At 55.6% G+C, this 22,214-nt stretch carries 21 protein-coding genes; 16 read left to right on the top strand and 5 right to left on the bottom strand.

Annotation, left to right across the window (positions count from 1 at the left end):
- The 8 genes from AAC01S_RS19760 to AAC01S_RS14565 form a co-directional block, all read left to right on the top strand.
- Positions 1-220, top strand: a 220-nt coding sequence (locus AAC01S_RS19760) for a hypothetical protein (protein ID WP_217997844.1), incomplete at its 5' end; no start/stop codon positions are given.
- Positions 221-522: 302 nt separating this feature from the next.
- Positions 523-1,179: a CRISPR-associated protein Cas4 gene (gene cas4 / locus AAC01S_RS14600; RefSeq protein ID WP_245630241.1), complete on the top strand. Its 657-nt coding sequence runs from the start codon at positions 523-525 to the stop codon at positions 1,177-1,179.
- Positions 1,167-2,204 (top strand): type I-C CRISPR-associated endonuclease Cas1c, encoded by a 1,038-nt coding sequence (gene cas1c, locus AAC01S_RS14595; protein WP_067623924.1) that lies wholly within the window; start codon positions 1,167-1,169, stop codon positions 2,202-2,204. Before cas4 ends, cas1c begins: the two co-directional genes overlap by 13 nt.
- 10 nt (positions 2,205-2,214) lie before the next feature.
- A complete protein-coding gene (gene cas2, locus AAC01S_RS14590) occupies positions 2,215-2,505 on the top strand; it encodes a CRISPR-associated endonuclease Cas2 (protein ID WP_067623922.1) in 291 nt (96 codons plus the stop codon).
- A 182-nt stretch (positions 2,506-2,687) separates the two neighbouring features.
- Complete coding sequence (locus AAC01S_RS14585) at positions 2,688-6,098, top strand: alpha-L-arabinofuranosidase (RefSeq protein WP_067623919.1); 3,411 nt, start codon at positions 2,688-2,690, stop codon at positions 6,096-6,098.
- A gap of 189 nt (positions 6,099-6,287) precedes the next feature.
- Positions 6,288-6,920 (top strand): hypothetical protein, encoded by a 633-nt coding sequence (locus AAC01S_RS14575; protein ID WP_157071202.1) that lies wholly within the window; start codon positions 6,288-6,290, stop codon positions 6,918-6,920.
- A gap of 45 nt (positions 6,921-6,965) precedes the next feature.
- Positions 6,966-7,724 (top strand): MBL fold metallo-hydrolase, encoded by a 759-nt coding sequence (locus tag AAC01S_RS14570; protein ID WP_083511828.1) that lies wholly within the window; start codon positions 6,966-6,968, stop codon positions 7,722-7,724.
- 68 nt (positions 7,725-7,792) lie between these two features.
- Positions 7,793-8,761 carry an acetylxylan esterase gene (locus tag AAC01S_RS14565; RefSeq protein WP_067623908.1) on the top strand — a complete coding sequence of 323 codons (969 nt, stop codon included), beginning with the start codon at positions 7,793-7,795 and terminating at the stop codon, positions 8,759-8,761.
- A gap of 58 nt (positions 8,762-8,819) precedes the next feature.
- On the opposite strand, the gene AAC01S_RS14560 is transcribed toward AAC01S_RS14565, so the two are convergent.
- Positions 8,820-10,418 carry an ABC-F family ATPase gene (locus AAC01S_RS14560; protein ID WP_067623905.1) on the bottom strand — a complete coding sequence of 533 codons (1,599 nt, stop codon included), beginning with the start codon at positions 10,416-10,418 and terminating at the stop codon, positions 8,820-8,822.
- A gap of 129 nt (positions 10,419-10,547) precedes the next feature.
- On the opposite strand from AAC01S_RS14560, the gene AAC01S_RS14555 reads away from it, so the two are divergent.
- A complete protein-coding gene (locus tag AAC01S_RS14555) occupies positions 10,548-11,171 on the top strand; it encodes a DsbA family oxidoreductase (RefSeq protein ID WP_169794057.1) in 624 nt (207 codons plus the stop codon).
- A gap of 37 nt (positions 11,172-11,208) precedes the next feature.
- Entirely contained in the window at positions 11,209-12,441 is a 1,233-nt protein-coding gene (locus AAC01S_RS14550; protein ID WP_217997843.1) for an MFS transporter, read from the top strand.
- Here the strand turns inward: AAC01S_RS14550 and AAC01S_RS14545 are convergent.
- A complete protein-coding gene (locus AAC01S_RS14545; protein WP_245630242.1) occupies positions 12,420-13,331 on the bottom strand; it encodes a GNAT family N-acetyltransferase in 912 nt (303 codons plus the stop codon). The two genes, AAC01S_RS14550 and AAC01S_RS14545, sit on opposite strands and share 22 nt — an antisense overlap.
- Positions 13,332-13,464: 133 nt before the next feature.
- Here AAC01S_RS14545 and AAC01S_RS14540 point away from each other — a divergent pair, with 133 nt between their 5' ends.
- The 3 genes from AAC01S_RS14540 to AAC01S_RS14530 all read left to right on the top strand — a co-directional run bounded on the left by AAC01S_RS14540 (position 13,465) and on the right by AAC01S_RS14530 (position 16,553).
- The gene (locus AAC01S_RS14540) at positions 13,465-14,067 is read left to right on the top strand and encodes a GNAT family N-acetyltransferase (RefSeq protein WP_067623897.1); all 603 of its coding nucleotides are present in this window, start codon (positions 13,465-13,467) and stop codon (positions 14,065-14,067) included.
- A 102-nt stretch (positions 14,068-14,169) separates the two neighbouring features.
- Positions 14,170-15,693 (top strand): histidine kinase N-terminal 7TM domain-containing diguanylate cyclase, encoded by a 1,524-nt coding sequence (locus AAC01S_RS14535; RefSeq protein WP_067623894.1) that lies wholly within the window; start codon positions 14,170-14,172, stop codon positions 15,691-15,693.
- Positions 15,690-16,553 carry an EcsC family protein gene (locus AAC01S_RS14530; RefSeq protein WP_157071201.1) on the top strand — a complete coding sequence of 288 codons (864 nt, stop codon included), beginning with the start codon at positions 15,690-15,692 and terminating at the stop codon, positions 16,551-16,553. The genes AAC01S_RS14535 and AAC01S_RS14530 overlap by 4 nt, the downstream gene beginning before the upstream one ends.
- Before the next feature lie 127 nt (positions 16,554-16,680).
- Here the strand turns inward: AAC01S_RS14530 and AAC01S_RS14525 are convergent, their stop codons facing one another.
- From AAC01S_RS14525 to AAC01S_RS14515, 3 genes are all read right to left on the bottom strand, one after another.
- Positions 16,681-17,598, bottom strand: a complete 918-nt coding sequence (locus AAC01S_RS14525; protein ID WP_067623888.1) for an aldo/keto reductase — start codon at positions 17,596-17,598, stop codon at positions 16,681-16,683.
- 205 nt (positions 17,599-17,803) lie between these two features.
- Complete coding sequence (locus AAC01S_RS14520; protein ID WP_067623885.1) at positions 17,804-18,085, bottom strand: hypothetical protein; 282 nt, start codon at positions 18,083-18,085, stop codon at positions 17,804-17,806.
- A 98-nt stretch (positions 18,086-18,183) separates the two neighbouring features.
- Positions 18,184-18,606 (bottom strand): hypothetical protein, encoded by a 423-nt coding sequence (locus AAC01S_RS14515; protein WP_067623882.1) that lies wholly within the window; start codon positions 18,604-18,606, stop codon positions 18,184-18,186.
- A gap of 175 nt (positions 18,607-18,781) precedes the next feature.
- On the opposite strand from AAC01S_RS14515, the gene AAC01S_RS14510 reads away from it, so the two are divergent.
- The 3 genes from AAC01S_RS14510 (at position 18,782) to AAC01S_RS19980 (ending at position 21,971) form a co-directional block, all read left to right on the top strand.
- The gene (locus AAC01S_RS14510; RefSeq protein WP_067623879.1) at positions 18,782-20,923 is read left to right on the top strand and encodes a PAS domain-containing sensor histidine kinase; all 2,142 of its coding nucleotides are present in this window, start codon (positions 18,782-18,784) and stop codon (positions 20,921-20,923) included.
- 39 nt (positions 20,924-20,962) lie between these two features.
- Entirely contained in the window at positions 20,963-21,709 is a 747-nt protein-coding gene (locus AAC01S_RS14505; RefSeq protein ID WP_245630240.1) for a biosynthetic peptidoglycan transglycosylase, read from the top strand.
- 154 nt (positions 21,710-21,863) lie between these two features.
- Positions 21,864-21,971 (top strand): putative holin-like toxin, encoded by a 108-nt coding sequence (locus tag AAC01S_RS19980; RefSeq protein WP_245630239.1) that lies wholly within the window; start codon positions 21,864-21,866, stop codon positions 21,969-21,971.
- The last annotated feature ends 243 nt before the right edge of the window (positions 21,972-22,214 follow it).

Here is a 22,214-nt window from a genome sequence, read left to right as displayed (position 1 = left end):
AAGCTTGCGTGGTTGTCCGTTTTTCCTCAATGACTCACGATGTTACTCCGCAGGGATCGCCTGCGGCATCATTGAAGCATCATCGACTGCCCAAGCGATAAGATTGCTGGCCCGTTACTCCGCAGGGATCGCCTGCGGCATCATTGAAGCCCGCAAAGCGGCAAGTTTCTCGCGAAGTTCATTGATGTTACTCCGCAGGGATCGCCTGCGGCATCATTGAAGCGAGATGATGCAAGGTACCCTCATCGAGCTGTGTGCGTTACTCCGCAGGGATCGCCTGCGGCACCATTGAAGCACCGACGCTGCTTGCGTATCGGATGGTTATCCTGGAGTATTCCACTATTGCCTGCCAATCTACCCCGAATTGCCTAACATCTTGCCTCTTCCGTACCTCCCATCCGTACCGCAGTCAATTTGCTCCTCAGCGTCACGCTCATCTTCCTCCTGAATAATCTCGTATGTCTATGGGTCATACTAAATTCATAAAGTTTCGGCTTATTTCTCCGTTGGAAGGTGAGAGTATTGGAACCTATCGTGGAGTCCGACGGGTTTGACGATCCGGTGCCGTTGTCAGCCCTGCAGCATTACTCCTATTGTCCGAGGCAGTGTGCGTTGATTCATGTGGAACAAGTGTTTGATGAGAATGTCTACACGATGAAGGGAAGATGGGCTCATACGAAGGTGGACGAGGAACATGTCAAGTCTGCGAACGGGCTGGAGATCCTCACTGCGCTTCCTGTTTGGTCGGATAGGCATGGTCTCGTGGGGAAGTGCGACGTGGTTGAGATGCATCATGGGGTTCCGCGGCCGGTGGAGTTCAAGCACGGACGGCGCGAGGCGCATGTGTGGGACGAGGTGCAGTTGTGCGGGCAGGCACTGTGCCTGGAGGAGATGTTCGGCGTTGACATTTCTGAGGGAGACATCTACCACATTTCGTCGCGCAGGCGGAGAAAGGTCCTGTTCACGGAGGATTTGCGCAATCGCACGTTAACCATCGCCCGTCTTGTCCGTACGATGCTGCAGAACTCAATCGTGCCGCCGGCGTTTCACGACCAGAGATGCGTGGCCTGTTCGCTTCAGGATGCTTGTATGCCAGAAAGAACGGACGGATTTCATCGAGTTACCTGGAAAGAATCTTTAGCTCAATTGGACGAGGAGTGGGCGACGTGGGACAACTGAGGAACACGCTATATGTCCAGACGGACGGCGCGGTGTTGCGGCTCGATCACGATACCGTTGTCGTGACCAAGGACAAGGAGACACTGTTGCAGGTCCCGCTGCTGCACATCGAATCGATTGTGGGGATTGGCCGCGTCTCATTCACGAGCCCCTTGCTTGAACGCTGTGCGAGGGATGGGCGCGGCGTCGTGAAAATGAACGGCCAGGGCAGATTCATGTATCGGTTGGAGGGGCCAAAGTCGGGGAACGTGCTTTTGCGTATGGCGCAATATCAGACTTTGTTCGATCCGGATCGATGCGTTCCCATTGTGCAGGCTATGGTGGCCGGTAAAATCTACAATTCGCGGCAGGTGCTGCTACGATCCGCCCGGGATTCCAAACGGGAAGAGTCGAAGCGCAGCATTCGCGAAGTCACCGACGATATGGCGCGCGACATCAGGCGCTTGGACGGCGTGCGCGACATCAACGCGTTGCGCGGGATCGAAGGGATCAACGCGAAGCGCTACTTTTCCGTGTTCGCGCATCAGTTTTCGTTCATGGGGGATGGATTCGCCGAGTTCGACGGCCGATCCCGCCGCCCCCCGCGCGACCCCATCAATTGTCTTCTCTCCTTTCTCTATGCGTTGCTTACCAACGATGCGATATCCGCGATCGAGAGTGTCGGATTGGATCCCCAGGTTGGTTTTCTCCACACGCTGCGTCCGGGGCGTCCGTCGCTTGCTTTAGATTTAATGGAGGAATTTCGGCCTGTGCTGGCTGATCGGATCGCGGTGACGTTGGTCAATCGAAAGCAGATTACCATGGAGGATTTTGACGTGCTGCCTGGAGGGGCGGTGTCGTTGACGGATCGCGGAAGAAAGACGGTGATCAGCGGCTACCACGCTCGTAAACAGGACGAAATGGTGCATCCGCTGCTGGATAGGAAGATCCCGATTGGGCAATTTCTGCTCGTGCAAGCGCGGTTGCTTGCGCGTGCCATTCGGCGCGATCGCGTCGAATACGTGCCCGTGTACCACAAGGCGTGAGGTGAGGTATTTGAATCTGCTGGTTGCGTATGACATCTCGACGGAGACAAAGCAGGGCGAAAAGAGGCTCCGCAGGGTTGCGAAAGTTTGTATGGGGTATGGGCAGCGCGTGCAGCATTCGGTGTTCGAATGCCGATTGGATGAGTTGCGGTTTGTCGAATTGGTCCGGGCGCTAAAAGAGATTGTTCATCCTGCCGAGGACAATATCCGAATCTACCGTGTGACCGACCTTAGCCGCGGGAGCGTTGTCAATTTGGGCAGGGAGGTTGGGCTGGATTTCGACGAGCCCATCATCCTGTAAACTTGTCTTAAAATATGAGTCTAAAAAGTCAATTGAAAGCGCATACAAGGACGACTATGATCGGGTTATTAGAATATTTGTTTAATAGTCAAACGAAAGAGGGGGTCGTCCGCGATCGCATAGGTTTTCGGTTGTTTCTCAAATGCGTGGAGAAACCGTTTAGGCGTCAAGGGGGAGAGTACTTGAACAGAAAATTCATCGGCACGTTAGCTGCAATCTTAACGATTGGCACGTCAGTACCGGGCGCGTTGGCTGCAACGTCTTCGGTGACATCTTCAACAGCTGGTCAGCCGGTGTTGTCCAGCGCTATCAAGGACAAGCTGACCAGCCTTGTTCCGCCTGGATCCGCTTCCAACACCAACGCGTTGAACACGTTGGTTGCCGACTTGGCCGCGATCCACGACGCGTTGACCATTCCGGAGCTGCAAGCTGTTCAGAAGGCTGCGACGGCGTCGCAGGCTTTGACTTCTTCACAATGGGATGCAATCGTGTTTCCGAACACACCTTCTGCGAAATTGAGTAAGGATCAACAGAACGCTGTACGACTCATCGCGGACATGATCAACCTGATTTCCTACGATTCGGTCTCGAACGATGGACAGAATGTCCAGACGCTTGTGTCGGACATGCAGTCGATTTCTCCACTCATCAACGCTGCGGATGTGTACCAATTCTTCTACAACTTTGCGTCCAGCGTCGGCAGTCAATCCTCTGCCATCGTAGGCGGTCAATCCTCCGACGCCGCAATCATGACGTCGGCGATTGAGGCGGCCCTCGAAGGGCAATCGTCGGTGAAGTCCCAGATGCCGCAGTTCGCGGTGATTCAGACGGATATCGCGAACGTGTGGAACAGCTATCAGGCCTTGGTGGATGCTGACGGCAGTGGTCTCAAGGCATTGCTCTCCGGCATCATTTCCACCTATCTCGGCTTTGCCGCGCCGACTGCGAGCGCGACGGTCACTGTGAATACTGCTTCCAATCTGGGGGCAATTCCGTCGTCGGCGTTTGGCATCAATACTGCCGTTTGGGACAGCGGGTTTGAAGATCCGACTCTGATTTCTGAAGTGAAGGCCTTGAGCCCGGACGTGCTTCGTTTCCCTGGCGGCTCCGATTCCGACAATTACCATTGGGCTACCAACACCTTGATCAACGGTTTGTGGGGCAATTCGGACGACACGTTCGATCACTTCATGGGCTTCGCCAACAATACTGGCGCCCAGGCGATGATCACGGTCAACTATGGATCGGGCACGGCGGATGAAGCGGCCGCGTGGGTGAAATACGCGAACGTGACCCACAATTACGACGTGAAGTATTGGGAAATCGGCAACGAAATTTACGGCAATGGGTACTACAACGGCAATGGTTGGGAGACGGATCAACACGCTGTCGCAGGTGATCCGGAAGAGGGCAATCCTGGCCTGAGCCCGCAGACCTATGCCAACAACGCAGAGCAATACATCACGGAAATGAAAGCGCAAGATCCATCGATTAAAGTTGGGGCCGTCTTGACCATGCCGTACAATTGGCCGTGGGGCGCGACCGTGAACGGGAACGACGACTGGAACACGACGGTCTTGAAGACAATTGGACAGGACATCGATTTTGTCGATGTTCACTGGTATCCGGAAACGCCAGGTCAAGAAACGGACGCCGGGCTGCTCGCAGATACGAATCAAATTCCGGCGATGATTCAAGAGCTGCGCAAGGAAATCGACGAGTATGCGGGATCGAACGCGAAGAACATCCAGATCTTCGTGACAGAGACCAACAACACGTCGTCGACGCCTGGGCAGCAGTCGAACAACCTGGTGAACGCGCTGTTTCTGGATGATGATCTCGCTGGATTCATCCAGGCAGGGGCCGCGAACGTGGACTGGTGGGATCTGTTGAACAGCGCTGGCGACGGCTACAACAGTCCATTCCTGTACGGCCAAAATCTGTTTGGCGACGAAGGTTTGCTCTCGTCTGGGCAGACTTCGCCGGATGGCGCCAAGGAACCGCCGCTCTACACGCCGCTGCCGACCTACTATGGGTATCAGATGCTGGCGGACTTCGCGAAACCGGGCGACACCATGCTTGGCACGTTGTCCAGTCAGTCGATGATCGATCCGCATGCGGTGAAGCTGCCGAACGGCGATGTGTCGGTCATGCTGGTGAACAAGGATCCGAGCAACACGTACAATGTCTCGCTGAATCTGGAGGGGTATGCGCCAGCCTTCAACGCAACCGAGGAAATCTACGGCGAGGGCAGTCCATCTGTCACGACGACGCAGGTGTCTCGCTTCAACTCGACCGTCAAACTGCCGCCATACTCAGTGACCGACGTACTGCTGCATCCGATCGCGCCGGCGACAAACACGCAGCAAATGTCGGTCCAAACAACCCTGTCCGGCAGCACGGTGACGCCGAGCGGCACGCAAACCATCACGGCGACCTTTACCAACAACGGTCTGCCGGTGAGCAGGGCCACGCTCGACCTGGAGCTGTATGATTCCACTGGAAATCTGGTTGCAGAGGATACGGTGCCGAATGTCACCCTGGGACATGGGGCTTCGCAGCAAGTGACTTGGTCGTGGACGGCGCCGAACACGCCTGGAGACTACACGGTTGAGGCGTACGCGTTTGGCGGCGCTGGCGGAGTGACGTACTTGGCAAACAACGATGCGGCCGATTTCTCAGTCTCTTCGCCAACGCTTGCGAAGTTTGGCGACATTGTCACGCAAAATACGACCGTGACGGTAACCGGTCCGGAGAGCACCACTGGCACGGTCTATACAATCCCAGTGGCTGCGGACGGCAGTTATGACGGCAGCACCAACATACCTGTCACGAGCGACGACACGGTGACCATCACGACCACGTTCAAGAACGTCTCCCAGTCCGACTACTTGGACAACGCGATTCTGGATATGGAAGTCGATGGTTCCACACAGCCGTTCCAATACTTCACACAGAGCAACAACTTGGCTCCGGGGCAGTCGATCACGCTGACCAAGTCGTGGACCGTCGGCTCGACCGCTTCAGGGACATACAAGTTGGGCTTCCAAGCGGACAACAACAACACATGGGGCGGATCGAACACCTGCTATTACCAACCGAACGTCGCGGTGTTCACGGTGACAAACACGTCGAACTCCGAGCCGCTCGCGAAGTACGGTGATATCGTCGCGCAAAACACGACCGTGACGGTGACGCCGGCGAGCACGTCGGGATCCGTCTACGGACCTCAGACCTACAACATCCCTGCTGGGTCTGACGGAAGCTATGACGGAAGCACGAATATCGACGTGACGAGCGGTGATACGGTAACTATCACAACGACGTTTGAAAATGTGTCAACCTCCGACTATCTGCAAAACGCGATTCTCGACATGGAGGTCGACGGAGCGTCGCAGCCGTTCCAATACTTCACGCAGAGCAACAACTTGGCGCCAGGACAGTCGGTGACGCTCACGGGCACGTGGACCGTCGGCTCGACCACTGCGGCGGGGACGTACAAGTTGGGCTTCCAGGCGGACAACAACAATACGTGGGGCGGATCGGACAATTGCTATTACCAGCCGAACGTTGCGGTATTTAATGTTCAGTAAGGTTACGAGGTTGTTGGACATGTGTCCACCATCGATAGAGCGCGAATGATAGCGTGCACGGAGGGTCGCGGAGCAGCCGCTCGCGGCCCTCTGCGCGTTCTCGTCTGTTGTTTGGCGAAAGTTTCATTTATGATCAATTCAAACGTCATGGCGAGTCGTTCGATGAACGATTCGCATGGAGGAAAAGCGTTGTCCAAGCTGAATGTTGATCCAAGCAGTTCTGCCATCTTCCAAGCGAAGTTCGGGTCGTTGATCACTTTCCGCTCCTCGGCAGCGGCAAGACCGACTACGTGGTGCTTCGCGCCATGCTGTGACACGCGTTCCACCATCTCGGAAAGGGTGCTTGGCTTGCGAGATCTGTTGTGGTTTATCCATCTTCTTGGCATCGCGCTTTGGCTGGGACCGACGACAGGCGGGCTGCTGTTGCTCTGGCCGAACGGGCGACAGCGTGATCAAGGGCGCGATCGAAAGCGCGATCGAAAGCCCCCGGCGAGAATCGACGTAAGGACGTGTGTCGTCCTGTTGACGCGAACGACGCACATCGGCGCTGGACTAGCCGCGCTGGGCGGGACAGGGCTGTCGTTGATCGAGCAGCCGAAATCGAACCTCGGGTTGTTCTGGTTGGCGTCCATGCAAGGATTCGGTGTGATCGCGTTCGTGCTGTCCGTGTTTGTTCTGACGCGAATCGGCAAGAAGATCACGCGTATGGAGCCGAACTCGGAGGCGGAGCGCCGCGTGGTGAGGGCGTATCGGAATTGGCTGTCCGTTGTTTGGCTCTTGCTGATGCTGAGTCTGATTCTCGCGGCGTTCAAACCCATTTGACGGACATGTCGGACCACCTCCGGAAGGGATCCCAGAAAGGATAGGATGCAATTGTTTCAATTGGATGTCCTCGGCTATTGGGGAGCGTATCCCGAAGCCGCGGAAGCGACCGCAGGCTATCTCCTGACCACCGACGGCGGGCGGTACTTGATTGATTGCGGCTCTGGCGTGCTGTCGCAGTTGTATCGGTACTGCAGAGTCGAAGATTTGACCGCTGTGCTGCTCAGCCATTGCCATCCGGATCACGCCGCGGATATGGGCGTCCTCGGGCACGCCGCGCTGCTCGCAGGCATGACAGGGGCACGCGAAACGAGTTTGCCCGTGTATCACGCCGCCGCACCGTCGGCCTTGATCAAGCACTGGTCGCAGGATCCTTGGCTGTCGTTTCACCCTGTCGGCGATGGCGACGAAATGATCGTGGGGGACGTCCGAGTGCGGTTCCGCCAAACCATACATCCAGTGGAGTGTCTGTCGATGCGCATCACGCATGGGGAGAAGGTGTTCGCCTACTCGGCGGACTCAGCCCTGTGCGATTCCCTGTTGGAACAGGCCGCGGATGCCGATCTGTTCTTGTGCGAAGCAAGCATGTACGCTTCCCAGGAGGATTTGGCCAGACGCGTCGGCCATCTCACGAGCACACAATGCGGTGAGTTGGCGAGAGACGCTCGCGTGAAGCAGCTCGCCGTGATCCACCTGCCGCATGAGGGGGATCTCGACGTACTCACCACGGAGGTCGAAGCCGCGTTTGGCCGCCGCGTGGTTCGCGTTGGGACGGGGACGCGCCTGTCGATTGGACAGCGATAACCCTTGTAAGCGCATCCACGCGTTGTTTATAGTACGAGAGTAAGCAGTGACAATTGGGAGGGACCGAGATGCCGCAACCTTATGACTTGCCGCTGGAACAGTTGCAGACGTACCGTCCGCCGCTGACCAGGGAAGCCGATTTTGACGCGTTTTGGCAAGCGACATTGGAACAACTGGCGAAGGTGCCGACGGATGCGACGTTTGAGGAAATCGCGTATCCCGCGAACGGAGTTCGCGTCTTTCGCGTGACGTACACAGGCTTTGGCGCCGCGCAAATCGCGGGCTGGTACGCGGAGCCCGTGCAGTCGAGCGCAAACGAGCAGGTCCCGGGCCTCGTACATTTTCACGGATATAACTGGTCGTTCGAGGGCGGCGTGCATGACGTCGTCAACTGGGCGTTGCACGGCTACGCGGTACTCGGTATGCTTTGCCGCGGGCAGCAATCGAGCGAGGACAACCTGGTCTCCCCGCATGGGCACATGTCCGGTTGGATGACCAAGGGTATTCTCGACAAAGAGACGTACTACTATCGCGGCGTGTACATGGACGCGGTTCGCGCCATCGAGGTACTGGCGTCGCGCGCCAACGTGGATGCCAAGCGTATTGGCGTGATTGGCGGGAGTCAAGGCGGTGGGCTGTCCATCGCGTCCGCCGCGCTGTCGGACATTCCGCGTGTCGTCGTCGCGGAGTATCCGTACCTCGCGCATTTTCGGCGGGCCATCGATGTGGCGCCTGTCGGCCCGTACCTGGAAATCAATGAATTCTTTCGTCGGAATGGCGATCCCGAAATCGAAGAAGCCGCGATGCGCACGCTCTCGTACCACGACATCATGAACCTGGCGCCGCGCGTGAAGGCGCCGACGTTGGTCGCTTCTGGCCTGGTGGACGAGATCACGCCGCCGTCGACCATCTTTGCTGCATACAACCACATCGAAGCAGAGAAGCGCATCTGCGTCTATCGATACTTCGGACATGAATATATCCCGCGTTTTCACACGGAACGGCTCCAATTTTTGCAGAAGCACCTGCAGGCGTGATCGGCGGTTCCGGTCGACGTGTCAGGCGTCGGCCGGAATCAACTACCGCTGTGTCCTCTTACACGTTCTCCAAGGACTCGCGTTTCTGCAAATATTCGTCATATGTGCCGGAAAAGTCGATCACGCCGTTTGGCGTCAATTCGATGATGCGATTGGCGACGTCCGTGACCAACTGGCGGGCGTGTGAAACGAAGATGACGGAGCCCTGGAACTCCACAAGCGCTTGGGTCAGGGCGTCGATGGACTCCAAATCCAAGTGGTTCGTCGGTTCGTCCAGGACGAGCACGTTTCCTTGTTGCAGCAGCATTTTGGAAATCATCAGCCGGGCCGACTCGCCGCCGGAGAGCACTTCGGTCGACTTGTGGACCTCGTCTTTCGAAAACAGCATGCGTCCGAGAATGCTGCGGATGGTCTGCTGGTCCGCCGTTTCGTCAAAGCTGCGCAACCATTCATAGACGGTCGTGTCCGTCGGGATGGTTTCATGGTGATCCTGGGTAAAGTACGTCGGTTCGGCCGATTGTCCCCAGGTGACCGTTCCTGCGTCCGGCTGTAGTTCGCCCATCAACGTGTTGAGCAAGGTCGTTTTACCAATGCCATTCACGCCGATCACGGCCACTTTTTCACCGCCGTGGATGTCGAACGAGATCCCTTTCAATACGTGCAGGTCCCCGAACGATTTGTGAATGTCATCGACTTTGACCACCAGTTTTCCGAGCGGCTGCTTCGCCGTGAATTTGATGTAGGGAGATACCCGCGAAGACGGCCGAATCTCCTGGATTTCGATCTTGTCGATCTGCTTTTGCCGGCTCGTCGCCTGTTTGGCTTTGCTCTTGTTGGCCGAGAAGCGGGCCACGAACTCTTTCAGTTCCGCGATTTTCTCCTGATTCTTCTGGTTCTCTGCGAGCAACTGCTGACGGGCAAGTGTGCTCGCGGCCACAAAATAGTCGTAGTTTCCGGCGAACATCGAAATTTGCTGGTAGTCGACGTCGACCATGTGTGTGCAGACTTCATTTAAAAAGTGGCGATCGTGCGAAATAATCACCATCGTCCCTTTGTGCTGAAGCAGGAACGATTCGAGCCAGCGAATGGTGTCGAGATCGAGGTGGTTGGTCGGCTCGTCCAGCAGCAAAATATCCGGCTTGCCAAACAAGGCTTGAGCCAAGAGCACCCGCAGTTTGAAACCGCCAATCATCGAACTCATCAAATCGCCGTGTTTCTCCACAGGGATGCCGAGACCTTCCAGCAATTCCGCGGCCAGATAGTCCGCCGAATAGCCGTCCATATCCGCAAACAGGCTCTCGAGCTCGCCGACGCGCATGCCTTCTTCGTCGGTCATTTGCGGCAGCGCGTACAGTCGTTCGCGCTCCTGCATGACCTCCCACAGTTCCGGGTAACCCATGAAGACCGTGTCGATCACGCGGCAGTCGTCGTATTGATAGTGGTCCTGACGGAGTACGCCGACGCGCAGGTCGGGCTGAATCGTCACGTTTCCAGTCGTCGGTTCAAACTCGCCAACCAGGATTTTCATGAATGTGGATTTGCCCGATCCATTGGCTCCAATCAATGCGTAGCGGTTGCCTTCGTCGAAGCTGAGATTCACGTTTTCAAACAATATGCGCCCGCCGAACGAGACGGACAGATCTTTGACTTTGATCATATATGTGGACTCCTTGGTTTATCATATAGTTCAGATCACGCTTACTAGTGTAACCGATGCGTCTACCTTTTTAGTCTAGTACAATTTACAACATGCCAGCGGTTGCACGCGGCCGGGAGGATGAACGAGTTGAAAATCGATATTTATCAAGATACGGTATGCCCTTGGTGCCGTATTGGTCAAGCCCATTTGATGCAGGCTTTGCGAAAGATCTCCATCGAACCGCTGGAGATCAACTACAAGGCGTTTCTGCTCGATCCGACGACACCGCCCGAAGGGCGACCGCGATCGACCTTGATTGAGAAGCTCGGCGGCCAACAGCGATCCGACGAGATGCACAACCGACTCTGCAAAATTGGCGAAGCGTGCGGCGTGGAGTTTCACTTTGAGGAGATCGAACGAATTCCCAACACGCTGCTGTCGCATCAACTCATCAAGCTCACTCCGCACGACAAACAGCGAGCGATGGTCGACGCCTTGCACGACGCGTACTTTGAACAAGGGCTCGACATCGGACAAATGGACGTGCTGCTGGACATCGCGAAATCGCAGGGACTCGATCCCGTCGAAGTAAAAGGCAAATTGTTAGCCGAAGAGCAGTTGCCGGAGGTCGAGCGCGACTTGGCTTTCGCGGAAGCCGCCAACATTTCAGGCGTTCCGTTTTTCGTCATCAACGATACGTACGGCATATCTGGAGCCCAACCGGTGGATGTGTTCGTCCAGGCGCTCACGCAGATTGCCGAAACCACTTGAGGTACTTTGAGATCGCGTAAAGGACGTGCTTGCTGGGTTGGAAGATATTGAGTTGTGGGAACCGGAGCGTTCTTTGTTTCGTGAAATGTCATTTCTTTGGTACTGGACATCGAGGATGCTGTCTTCGACTTCGTTTCAAATGTTGTCCGTCGCAATTGGATGGCAGATGTACGCCTTGACCCACAGCGCCTTCAGCCTGGGATTCGTTGGACTGGCTCAGTTCATCCCGATGGTGGTGTTGACGCTGGTGGTCGGGCATGTGGCGGATCGATTCGACAGGCGAGTGATTGTTTATCTGTGCCAGTTTGCCGAGTGCGCAATCACCGCCTTGCTGTTGTATGAGACCGTTCGCGGCACCTTGAACCAGGAACAAATTTTGCTTGTCGCCGCCGTGTTGGGGACGTGCCGGGCGTTTGAGGGACCGGCTGCGTCCGCGCTGCTGCCGCAGTTGGTGTCGAAGAACGCGTTGCAGCGGGCGATCTCGTGGGCGACATCCGGCAACCAGACCGCGATGATTGTCGGCCCGTCGATCGGCGGCGTATTGTTTGCATTCGGCCCAAGCTGCGTCTATGCCACCGTCACAGGCGCACTGTTGGTGGCCGCCTTCGCGTCGGTGCTGATCCGGGTCGAAAAGACCATCCGCGAGCCGAAGCGCGTATCGCTTCATTCTCTGCTGGAAGGACTCGTCTTCGTGTACCGCCGCAAAGTCATTCTTGGGACCATCTCCCTGGATCTATTCGCGGTGCTGCTCGGCGGCGCCACTGCGCTCTTGCCGATTTACGCGCAGTCGATCCTTCATACAGGCCCTTGGGGGCTTGGCATCATGAGAACGGCGCCTGCGGTGGGCGCACTCGCGATGTCGCTTGTTTTGGCCTACTTTCCGCTCAAGCGTTCGATTGGTCTGACGCTGTTCGGCGCCCTCGGCGTATTTGGCTTGGCGACGATGCTGTTCGCGGTGTCGAAAAACTTCAGTCTATCGTTGTTCGCACTTTTGTTGATAGGCGCTTCTGACGTGATCAGCGTCGTCATCCGCTCGTCGCTCGTGCAGTTGTTGACGCCGGACGATATGCGCGGGCGAGTCAACGCGGTCAATTCGCTGTTCATCGGCACGTCGAACCAGTTGGGTGAGTTCGAATCGGGCATGGTCGCGGGTTTCATCGGGGCGGTTCCCGCCGCGTTCATTGGCGGACTGGGAACGCTCGTGGTCGCTGCCGCTTGGATGTACCTGTTTCCTTCGATCCGTCGGATTCAATCGCTGTCGGAAGGCTGACGGTCCTCGTCGGCGATCCACAACGTGTAGTAGTCGTTCGCGCGCAGCGCTTCGAAGCCGAATGACTGATACAGAGACAGGGCGTTGCGGTTTTCGCACGCAACTTCCAATTCGATGGTTGTGCAAGCGGCGCCTTGGGCGATTCGAATCGCTTCCGCGAGAGCCTGCCTGCCATAACCTTGTCTTTGATGCTCCGGCAGAATGGCGAATCCATAGAAGAACGCCGCATGGTCATTCGTGTAGTTGATGGATATCGTGCCGATGAATTCGTCGGCGCGATCGATGGCATACCGCCGCCGCTTCGGGTTTTGCCCGTCCTCGTCTTGGCTGAGCATATGACGCGCCGATTGCTCGTCCATTTGGAAAGCTTCCGTGAAGACGCGCGTCAACATGTCGAAGTCGGTTGGACCGGCATCTCGCAGCCGAATCGGGCCTCGCGTTGGTGGAATGTTTGGCTCCGTTAGTCGCATCCAGTGCTCGGAAAACGCGTATTGCGCGCCGATGGCTGATAAAAACTGCTTTCCGGCGACGGACGATTCGGCGTTGATCAAAAGCAGTTTCGATACGCCGCGGCTTGCCGCTTCCACTTTGGCGGCGTCGAGCAGGGCAGTGAAGCAGCCTTGTCGTCGGAAGGCGGGATGGACCATGCCGCTGACTTCAATTTCACGCTCGTTGAATTGGAACAGCCCGAGGTAGCCAATCAATTCTCCATCGCGGCAGCAGAGAAAGTCGTTGATTTCATCCGTTGGACGGATTTGCAAGAGAGATTCGTTGATTTTGAGCTTGAGTTGATCGTGTGTTTCGCAGATGGAACACAAACGGCGTACGGCCTCGTATGATTCGTTGGTCAGTCCGCGACTGGCAACGATTTGATTCTGAGAATTCTTCACCAAGTTATCTCTCCCATGGCCGCTAAAATACTCGTATCTCCAAAAGAACCGTGATAGAGTTAAAATGATCATAACGTGAACGGGCGTTCGATGGAACCTGTTTGTCAATCGATTGCAAACGGTGGGTGATAGTATGCCGAATGAACCGACTAATCCAACAATTCCGTCGGGGAGTTTTCCGGTCAGTTTTCGCGAGGCGTCATTGGAATATAAGCACGAGCTGGCCGCGTGGCTGGCGTCGGACACATGGCCGAATTTCACGAATTCGAAACCTTCCTACGATGTGGCCATTGGCTGGGTCGAACGCGGTGTGTTTCATGGGGACGGGAGGAAGACGTTTTGGATTGTTCGAGATCGGCATCACAAGGTTGGCCTCATTCAGTTATACGATTTGAACGATTCGACGGCCATGTTCGATCTCCGCATCAACACGCAGTATCGCGGCATGGGGATCGGGCGCCAGGCGGTCGCGTTTCTCACGAGTTACGTCTTTACGACGTTTCGGCGCGTCACGAGAATCGAGGCGAACACCCGGGTTGACAACGTGGCCATGCAGAAGGTCCTGCTTGCGAGCGGCTACGTCAAAGAGGCGCACTATCGAGCGGGCTGGCATTACGAAGACGATCCGTCGCGCTGGATCGACGCGGTCGCATACGCCATCCTGCGATACGATTGGATGCACAACCTGACGAGTCCTGTACCTTGGGAGCTGGGACAGGCTGCGGTAGACAAATAGCACAAGAGATTTACTCGCGGCGCATGCAGGACTTGCGAAATAGATGTCGAAATCTGTCGCAATCGATGAGGAGCGATTCGCAAAAAGAGGGAGAAAAGCACTGTGTCAGTGTTATTTTATTTATCAACTTCCATCATGGTCGGTTTGGCCATTTCCATCCTCCCCTATCGGCGATTACCTGGTGTCACGACCTTCCTCGCAATGATGTCGGCGATGGTCGTATACTCCTTCGGCTCGTTGATGGAGTTATTGAGCGAGTCGCTCGCCGCAAAAGTGTTTTGGCGGGACTTTCAACAAATTGGCTTACTTCCGTTGTCCTTCTTGTATTTCCTTCTCGCTTTTGAGTACTCTCCATATGCCGACCTGTTGTCAAAGCGGATGATTTGGGTCTGTTCACTCGTTCCCCTGTCGAGCCTGCTTCTCATCTTTACGGATCCAATCACGCACTGGATGCGGTACGGATACACCATTCTGTCCGACGGTTATCTTGTTGTTCACCCGACTCAACTCGACACCATCATGGTATCGCTGTGCGAGATGATCGGCTTGGTCGCATGGCTGATCATGGCTCGAACGTTCGTCGTCTCGCGTCACCGTCAGCGATGGCGGATCGCCACATTCTTGGTGGCCTACCCTCTTCCCGGAGCATTCCATGCCGTGCGCGCTTTGTTTCAAACGCAACCCGGATACGACACGTCGTTGACTCTGGGACTGATTCCGGCGGGACTGCTGTTCTTCTGGGGACTGTGGAGTCAGAGAATGTTTGAAATTGCGCCAATTGCTCGAGAAATGCTCTTCCAAAGCATGTCTGATTCGGTGTTGATTGTCGATCTCACAGGCAGAATCCAAGACGCCAACACCGCGGCCTTTCAATTGTTTGGAGGACGAGAGGGACATCGGCCTTTGCTGCGGCGGAACGTCGATGAAATGATTGGTCAGCCGGCCTTTCCTGAACAAGATGTTCGATCCGTCATCGCCTTCGATGAACGATGGCTGGAAATGAAGGCCATCGCGGTCAGATCAAAGCGAGGCGAAATGACTGGCAGGATTCTGGTGCTCTCGGATGTTTCCTTGCAGTACGAAGAAACGGAAAGGCTTCGTGCGGAAGCGTTGACAGACAATTTGACAGGTCTGGTCAACCGCAGAATGTTGGAACGCGAGACGAGACGAATCATCGATTCCATGGAGGAGGGTGAATGTTCCGCATTTCTCGTCATGGACATCGACGATTTCAAACTGATCAACGACACGTACGGACATAAAGTTGGCGACGAGTTCATCGTCCTGGTTGCTCAAACCCTGCGCAGCACCGCCAGCCAAAGTTGGATCGTCGGCCGCCTTGGCGGAGACGAATTCGGTATCGCGATTCCGCACTGCGACGAGTCTTCCGCGATGGCTGCGGCGGAACGCATCCGCAGATCGATCGAAAGTGCTACACTGAAAGTGTCCAATAGCGCCTGTGGCGTGACGCTGAGTATTGGATGTTCGGTCTTCTCGTCGACCGCGATCACGTTCGAGGACGTATACGTGGAAGCCGACAAAGCGTTGTACGCCGCGAAGGATGCCGGAAAGAACAGGAGCACTGGCATCGCGTATATGTCTCAGGAGAATGAGGGAGGCGCTTGAATTTGGTAGATGGACAGGATTTGTTGGACCTGGAACGAGCGGTGCAGCTTCTCGAATTCCCCACGTTTACTTCGAGGGTGACGCGATACCTTGGCAAACCCATGGAACGGATGGTGGGTATGTTGCCTGCGTCTGTTTTGGACAAGCTTAGCCAGTACACTCACGCTTGTTTGAGTGCCGCGCTGCGCGTTGTCCTGTTGACCGTGGGTACGGAAAACCGCCGACACAAGGCGAACGATATCGTTCTCAAGGGTTTGGTTGTCGCGACGGGCGCAGCGGGCGGGTTCTTTGGCGGATTGACCATGGCTGCGGAATTGCCCGTCTCAACAGGCATCATGATGCGCTCCATCGCGGAGGTGGCCAGGGAAGAGGGCGAAGATTTGTCGTCTGTCGAATCGCGGCTTGCGTGCCTCTCTGTGCTGGGTCTGGATACATCCACCGACGGCGAGGTACCAGGGCTGCACGCGGCGAAATACTTTTTTGCCCGCAACGCGATGGCGGCTGAACTGGTCAAGTCCACCCAATTCGTCGCCGCCAATGTCGTGACCGATGAGACCGCGCCGCTTGTTGTCAAAATGCTGAACAAGGTGGCAGAGCGATTTGGCGTGCAACTGACGGAGAAAATGGCCGCCGATTTGGTGCCGGTCGTTGGCGCTGTATCTGGCGCGACAATCAATTATCTCTTTATTGACCATTTCCAGCGGATCGCCAGAGGGCATTTCATCGTCCGGCGTCTCGAGCGAACGTACGGACGCGAAACCGTGCGGGAGGCGTATGAGGCGGTGCTGTCCCGAATGCTCAGATTTGGGCCGCGCAACTTCGATGAACTCGAAGAAGTCGCCGCAACCCGCCAACGGTGACGATGTTGACGGTTCGGCGTTCGAATATCCCAGCAGACTTTTGTCCATCATCAGAGAGGTCAGCGGCCAGCATCTTGTGCGGCGCTGACCTCTCTTGTCTGATCCGTTCTTCTTTTGCCAGCCTCGCTTACGGGAGGATGTTTCCGGCCGCGCGATAGATTGCGTACCATTCTTCACGCGTCAGGTAGATGTCGGCTGCCTTGCAGGAGTCGACGAGACGTGTGGTGTTCATGGTGCCGATGACGGGCTGCATCTTCGCCGGGTGGCGCAACAGCCAGGCAATTGCGATGGTCGTATTGCTGACACCGTATCGAGCCGCGATTTCATCAATTGTCTGGTTGAGTTCAGGGAACTTTTCATTGCCAAGGAAGACGCCTTCAAAGAAGCCGTACTGGAAGGGCGACCACGGCTGGATGGTGATATCGTGCAAGCGACAGTAGTCGAGAATGCTTCCGTCGCGATCCACAGCCGACTCGTTTTCCATGTTCACGTTGATGCCGTTTGAGATCATGGTGGCATTGGTGATGCTCAGTTGCAACTGATTCGTCACAATCGGCTGTTTGACAAACTTCTTCAACAGTTCAATTTGCATCGGCTTTTGGTTGGAGACGCCGAAATACCGCACCTTGCCGGAACGCTCGAGCGCGTCGAACGCCTCGGCCACCTCTTCCGGTTCGACGAGGGCGTCTGGACGGTGCAGAAGAAGGATATCCAGATAATCGGTCTTCAATCGTTTGAGACTGCCATCGACCGCATTCAGGATATGTTCCTTGGAAAAGTCGAACATGCCCTGGCGAATTCCGCATTTGGACTGGATAATAATCTTTTCCCGAATATCGTCGTTCATATGTATCGCTTCGGCAAAAATCTCCTCGCATTTGCCGCCGCCGTACACATCGGCGTGATCGAAGAAGTTCGCGCCCTGTTCGAGCGACGTTTGCAAAAACCGTTCCGCTTCGGCGGGGGTGAGTGAGTTGATGCGCATGCAGCCGACTGCAACCACGGGGACCTGAAGTGGCGATGTGCCAAGTTGAATCGTTCTCACGTCGGTTCTCCTCCTTCGTTTTGAGTTGATTGTACACACGGACACAACCGCTTACAACAGGCCCTGCCCGTTTTGGACAGAATGGGCATCTTTCAGCCATTTTGGTATAGATTGTAGATTTGGGGGGCCGATCGCGACGCCAACTGGCGGGCTGTCCAAGAACGGTGATTCCATAGGTGATGGACAGCCCAGACCTGCGGCGGCCTTACTGGTCGTTCGAGTCTTCGGCGGTTTCTTCCGCGGCGGCCAAATTGCTTGCTGCTTGCGTATATCGCCGATTCAGGCTTTCAACAGCAATCTGGTTTTCCGATTCCTGGATGGTGTCCACCGCGTGATCGGCCTTCTGCAGCGCATTTTCCGCTTGAGCCACGGTGGTGTCGTCCGGATGCGACTGCGCCTGTCTCACAGCGTGTTCCGCTTTGTTCAGCGAGTTGGACGCGTCTGTGAGCGCGGTTTGCGCATTCAGACTGCGAGGGTGTTTGGGCATGTCGTTTGCCTCCTTTCGGAGGCTAGCGTGCGCCAATGGGCAATGGGTTAAACCGAATCGGTGGACGAAGCGGCCGAAATGAGTTCAGACCAATGAGATTACATGGCGGATGACGCGAACAGCAGGCAGAGAATCACAAGAAACCACAGAATCCACCCAGGAACGTGTCGGCGTTGTGTCGAAATGACGTAGAGTTGTCGTTCGTACAACATGCGAATTTGCCGGTGCCCATCGTAACGATGGAGCATGTCCTTCGCTTCAGTATATGTCAAAAGTGGAGCCAGCAACTGATGCACGTACATGGATTCACGGTGTCTGAGCAAGTTGAAAAGGGCACGCTTTGCGCGGGGTGTTTGTCCGTTTGCGATCCATTCCCGGATTTCCGTAAACAGATTGACCTCGCGGCCGAAGCGTTTCACTTTTTCATAATAGGCGGGATCCGAGGGATGAATGTATGTGCCAGGCTTCACCATGATCAGATGGGCGTGCGACATTGGTCTGCCACGATTCGGATTTTTCACCTCTATCCATCCTCGCGCCACGTTTTTGCCAAGCCAAGGTTACGCCGATCTCGCTGTCAGCGCGGCCTCGCTAACAAGATATTGATGACTTCGCCGCTTTATGCGCCCTGTACGGCGTCCTTATCTGCATGCTATCTTCAATTAGAGAACACGATTGGAAGGATAAACTGTGCGCATGCCAGATCACGGATCCATCTATCAAGCAATCGTAGACTCGCTTCCGGACGCAGCGATTGTCCTGAACGGCGACGGCCGCCTCTTGTTTTGGAACGCAAGCGCGAATCGACTGTTCGCTCCAACGGATGTTGGACGACCGTTCAGTGATTTTTTGAGCGACGGCGAGTCTTCTGTCGAGATATGCCGAACCATACAACAATCTGGTTTGCGATGGGATGGCGAGGAAGCACCACAATTCGAGGCGACCATGGTTTCGACCGACGGGGAATCATTGCCCCTAGAACTCACCATCCGCAGTTTGAAGGTGGATGGACAAGATCTGTGCCTTGTCATTGCAAGAAGTATCGCAAAGCGTATCGCAAGTCGCCAAAAGCGACGCGAGATAGAACGTTTGGTCCGAATCATCTCAGAGAATGCGCAGGATGTGATTACATATAGTATTCTGGGAAATCCACCGCTCTATGTGTCATCAGCGATTCAGACTGTGCTGGGGTACTCGCCGGACGATATTGTGTCGGGGCGAGTTACTCTGACGTATCATCCGGATGACGGCGACGTCATGGGTGTGTGCCGGGATCGTGTGGAGGCTGGTGAGACCAGCTTCGTGCTCACGGCCCGGGTGAAACACGCGAACGGCCGCTGGGTGTGGATGGAGACGGTATATCGCGTCGTTCCTGCGGACAATCCGAACGAATGCGCAATTGTCGGCATTGGACGGGATGTATCGGATCGAAAAAAGATGCAGCGGCGATTCGAGCATGCCCAGAGAATTGCCAAGGTCGGCCATTGGGAACGAGATTTTGAGGAAAACTGGATTTACTGGTCCGACGAGGTGTTTCGCATCTTTGGTTTGGAGCCGTCCCAGCCACTGTCGCCTGAGGACATATTCGAAATGACACACCCTCAGGATCGAGCCAAGGTCGTGGAGGCGTTTGCCGAGGCCGAAGCTGGAGAGGGATATAGTCTCGACTATCGGATCGTTCGCCCAGATGGCGAAGTTCGCTACGTGCATTCCCAAGGCGAGCACATTTGGCGGGACGGCCGCATTGTCGGGATGTTTGGTTCGGTTCAAGATATTACGGATCGGAAATTGATAGAGGAAGATTTGACTCGGAGCAAAGAGAGTCTGAAACTTGCGCACCGAATCGCCGGACTCGGCTATTGGGATCTGCAGATTCAGACAAACGAGTTTTATTGCTCTCCGAATTTATCTCAAATTTGGGGTCTCGGTGAAAAGACTTTTCCAGATGCGCGTCAGGCCATACTGGCCAACGTTCACCCCGACGATGCGGCGTATGTGGAAGCGGCTATGGATCAGATCATGAACAATCAGCCGTCCGACGTGGAGTTTCGAATTATCCGCCCAGATGGCTCGGTGCGAAACCTGCGAGGAGTATCGGAAATCATCGTGGACTCGGATGGTGTACCGATCCGGCGATTCGGTGTTGTGCAGGACAACACGGACCAGAAACGAGCGGAGGAGTTGTTGATTCACTCCGAAATGCTGTCCGCCATCGGCCAGCTTGCCGCCGGACTGGCGCACGAGATTCGGAATCCGCTGACCGCCATCAAGGGATTCGCGAAGCTTCTGGCGAATGACGACAACCACCCGTACGAACAGATCATACGGTCGGAGCTGGAGCGAATTGAATCGATCGTAAACGAACTTTTGGTGCTGGCGAAACCGCAGGCGGTCGCCTACAAGCCATGCGGCATACCGGAAGTGCTTCAGGATGTCGTCGATTTTCTCGATGCAGAAGCCATTATGCACAATGTGACGCTGCAATTCGATGTGAGCGGCGAGATTCCACATGTTCATGCGGAGCCGAATCAGTTGAAGCAGGTCTTCATCAACATGATTCAAAACGCGATGGAAGCAATGACGGACGGCGGGACGGTCCACATCGCCGTCCGTCGGCAACACAACTCCGTTGTGATATGTTTCGAGGATACCGGCGTCGGGATCGCGCCGGACATTCTGCAGGCGCTCGGGCAGCCGTTTGTGACCACCAAACCGGACGGCGTAGGGCTGGGATTCATGATATCGAAGAAGATTGTGCAGGATCACCGTGGAACGATGAATGTGCATAGCGAGGTGGGCGTGGGAACGACCATCGAGATCGCGCTCCCTGTTGCCTGAATCGCTGGTGGTCGATCTCTCATTGTGAAGGCCGGTGTTGTGAATTTGATCGCGAGGCTGCGAAAGGCAATTGTACGTTTTGTGGTTCGTTTGGCGATAACCGTGGTCGTCGTCGGAATTCTCCTATTCAGCGGCCTGACCGTGTATTTTCGCCATATTGTACATTTCCGTCAGACAATCTTGAACCGCGTGCAGGCTGAAATCGTGCAGAACCACGTTCACCCACTCACCATGGCCCAGATTCCGGCCATGTACAAAGAGGCGGTGATCGCCACCGAAGATCGCCGCTTCGCCTGGGATCCTGGGATCGATCCCGTCGGTATGATTCGGTCGCTGGTCGTCGACGTCGGCAGCGATGGCTACCTGCAGGGAGGCTCCACCATTACGCAGCAGTTGGTGGACAATACGATCCTCAGCCGCAGCCGTTCTTTAGGATACAAACTCGCGCAAATTTTTTACGCGATCGGCATCTACGACACATTTTCCAAGTCCGAAACTTTTGCGATGTACGCCAATCTCATCTACTTTGGCCACGGCGCGTACGGATTGTACAACGCGTCCGAAACGTACTTCGGCAAATCGCCAAACGTGCTCAACCAAGGCGAGTTGACCATGCTGGCCGGCTTGCCCAACGCACCAAGCGTGTACGATCCGTTTCAAAATATGACGCTAGCCCGGCGAAGGCAAGCCATTGTCCTTGAGAACATGGTCAATGCTGGCATCATCACGCATGCCGAAGCCACGGCCATCTATGATCAGCCGATCACGCTGATTCACCCAGCGTGATCGGGCAGCGAATGGGAAGGTATTGGCCGTGCCCATACTCGGCAGAAAACCGAACGTATGATCGTATATTTCGGATCGATATGATAGAATTGTCGCAAGCACAGTAACCTTGGGGATGGCTCCCTGCCCGTTTTACGGGGAGGGGGTGTGGTAGATGAGTGTTTCAGGAGCACTGTCGCTGATGATCCAGTTCGGATCGTTTGTCGTGATGCTTTTGTCGCTCGTCGTTGCCATCGTTGTTCTTGCCTTAAAACGCAAGTAACCGCCCCCAATCGGTTCGCGCCTCGGGGCGGTTCTTGTCTTGCACACTTTTGTTGTACGGACAGGGACACAAAGCCCAAGGCGATGTGCCCGAGAGTCGGAGTTGCAGCTCCGGCTCTCTTTGTTAGCATAAGTGTAACATATCCGCTTTATACCGCAACTTCAGAGTTATGTAAGTAGCGCAACTTCGCTATCGGCTGCGAGGGGCGAGGGGCGAGGGGCGAGGGGCGAGGGGCGAGGGGCG

It is taken from the genome of Alicyclobacillus acidiphilus NBRC 100859 (assembly GCF_001544355.1).
Taxonomy (GTDB): domain Bacteria; phylum Bacillota; class Bacilli; order Alicyclobacillales; family Alicyclobacillaceae; genus Alicyclobacillus; species Alicyclobacillus acidiphilus.
The sequence above is the reverse complement of the archived record's forward strand: the minus strand, read 5'-3'. Positions and strand labels throughout refer to the sequence as shown.

What these genes read in the sequence shown, in the direction of transcription:
- AAC01S_RS14570 (WP_083511828.1), top strand. Translation starts at nt 6,966, where the DNA reads ATGCAATTGTTTCAATTGGATGTCCTCGGCTATTGGGGAGCGTATCCC.
- AAC01S_RS14565 (WP_067623908.1), top strand. Translation starts at nt 7,793, where the DNA reads ATGCCGCAACCTTATGACTTGCCGCTGGAACAGTTGCAGACGTACCGT.
- AAC01S_RS14560 (WP_067623905.1), bottom strand. Translation starts at nt 10,418, where the DNA reads ATGATCAAAGTCAAAGATCTGTCCGTCTCGTTCGGCGGGCGCATATTG.
- AAC01S_RS14540 (WP_067623897.1), top strand. Translation starts at nt 13,465, where the DNA reads ATGCCGAATGAACCGACTAATCCAACAATTCCGTCGGGGAGTTTTCCG.
- AAC01S_RS14520 (WP_067623885.1), bottom strand. Translation starts at nt 18,085, where the DNA reads ATGCCCAAACACCCTCGCAGTCTGAATGCGCAAACCGCGCTCACAGAC.
- AAC01S_RS14510 (WP_067623879.1), top strand. Translation starts at nt 18,782, where the DNA reads ATGCCAGATCACGGATCCATCTATCAAGCAATCGTAGACTCGCTTCCG.
- AAC01S_RS19980 (WP_245630239.1), top strand. Translation starts at nt 21,864, where the DNA reads ATGAGTGTTTCAGGAGCACTGTCGCTGATGATCCAGTTCGGATCGTTT.